This is a genomic window from Vibrio profundi (assembly GCF_043642225.1).
In the GTDB taxonomy this organism is placed as follows: Bacteria; Pseudomonadota; Gammaproteobacteria; order Enterobacterales; family Vibrionaceae; genus Vibrio; species Vibrio profundi_A.
The window spans coordinates 1-1,460 of record NZ_JBHZSF010000044.1; the positions used below are offsets into that span (position 1 = coordinate 1).

Here is a 1,460-nt window from a genome sequence, read left to right on the forward strand (position 1 = left end):
TCTACTATTACCCCGATTCTTACCGCTCTAAAAAATCAGATTGAAAAAGTAGAAGCAAAGATAGCAAAACTGATTGAGAGCTGTCCTGAGTATCAAGCAAAAAGTACGATTCTCCAAAGCATGCCAGGCGTTGGAAAAATTCTAGCTGCCTCCCTAATTAGCAATGTGCCCGAGCTGGGTTTTATCACTAACAAACAAGCTTCTTCTCTCATTGGCGTCGCACCTATAACAAGAGAAAGTGGCCACTTTAAAGGCAAGCGGATGATAAAAGGAGGTCGACATCAAGTTAGAACCGTTATGTATATGGCAATGATGTCTGCTATCCAATGTAACCCAGTTTTTAAGGCGACTTATGAACGATTGCTTGCGGCAGGGAAACCGAAAAAAGTCGCGATCGTTGCCTGTATGAGAAAGATGGTTGTAATACTTAATTCAATGCTAAGAGGTGGGGTGATGTGGGATAAGAATAGCGCCAAAAATTAACTATTGACGCCATAGTCTCTTGTTAGCTTAATGACCTGTAACCTCTTTGAGCGGACGATTGCTCATAGAGTAAATATCACTATAACCTGAGATAGTCATACTTATCCGTAAGTTAGGTATAGTTGCGTAATTAGTGGGCTCTGGTAGCTCAAATTTCAATCCATAAACAATGGTCATATTTTTAGGAGCTGTAACGCTTTTATATATTCTGCTTCTTTTCTGATTACCTAATTTCCCCGCCGACTCAGCTCTAACATGAGCCTTTTCACCGGTAATTATAAATGTATCCCCTGTATCAACCGATACTGTACGATCTTTATCTGATAAGTTTTTTAAATTAACGTAACAATATACTATTCGCCCAGACTGGACGCATTCATCCGTCCAGATCAGAGCTGTACCATCAGAACTTAAGAAATTAGATTTTTCCGGGACATAGTAATCATCTTCGGGGAAAATCAAAGTGTAAATAGGGTCTTTATACCAAGTTCCGGAGAGAAAAACGCAAATAACCACCAACGAAGATGCTATGTAAGCTAGATACTTAGTATATCGCGCAGCTCTCAAATTCTTGCATAAGTAAAAAATGAAAACACTGACAAGTACACCGATAAAAATTGCTGGTATATAGCGAATCCAATGAACCGAAGATATTGGAATTTCATTTAGGCTAGTTACCTCTTCACCAACTAATGAGTCTAGAAATCTAGTCATGAAGTAACCCACTGAGACGTTTAACAAGCCTAACAATGGTATATAAAGCCAAGATTTTGTTCGTTCCATCGACCTTTACTCTAATTTTCCGTAATTAATTTAACTACTTAATCCTATATCATTGAAGCAATTCAAGTTTAGACAGAAATCAAGTTCACACTAGTTCGCGAAATGAAATACTCGGTAAGCTAGACATAATGACCCCCACGAGGTGCTAGCCTCCAATATCGTGGGTTAGCTAAAAGCCAGAGCCATAATTAGTG

General features: G+C 38.8%; 2 protein-coding genes. One reads left to right on the forward strand and one right to left on the reverse strand.

The window, feature by feature from the left end:
- Positions 1-483: transposase (locus tag ACHUFI_RS22400; protein WP_394253214.1), on the forward strand; the 483-nt coding region annotated here is incomplete at its 5' end.
- 27 nt (positions 484-510) lie between these two features.
- Here the strand turns inward: ACHUFI_RS22400 and ACHUFI_RS22405 are convergent.
- The gene (locus ACHUFI_RS22405) at positions 511-1,197 is read right to left on the reverse strand and encodes a hypothetical protein (RefSeq protein ID WP_394253216.1); all 687 of its coding nucleotides are present in this window, start codon (positions 1,195-1,197) and stop codon (positions 511-513) included.
- Between the last annotated feature and the right edge of the window lie 263 nt (positions 1,198-1,460).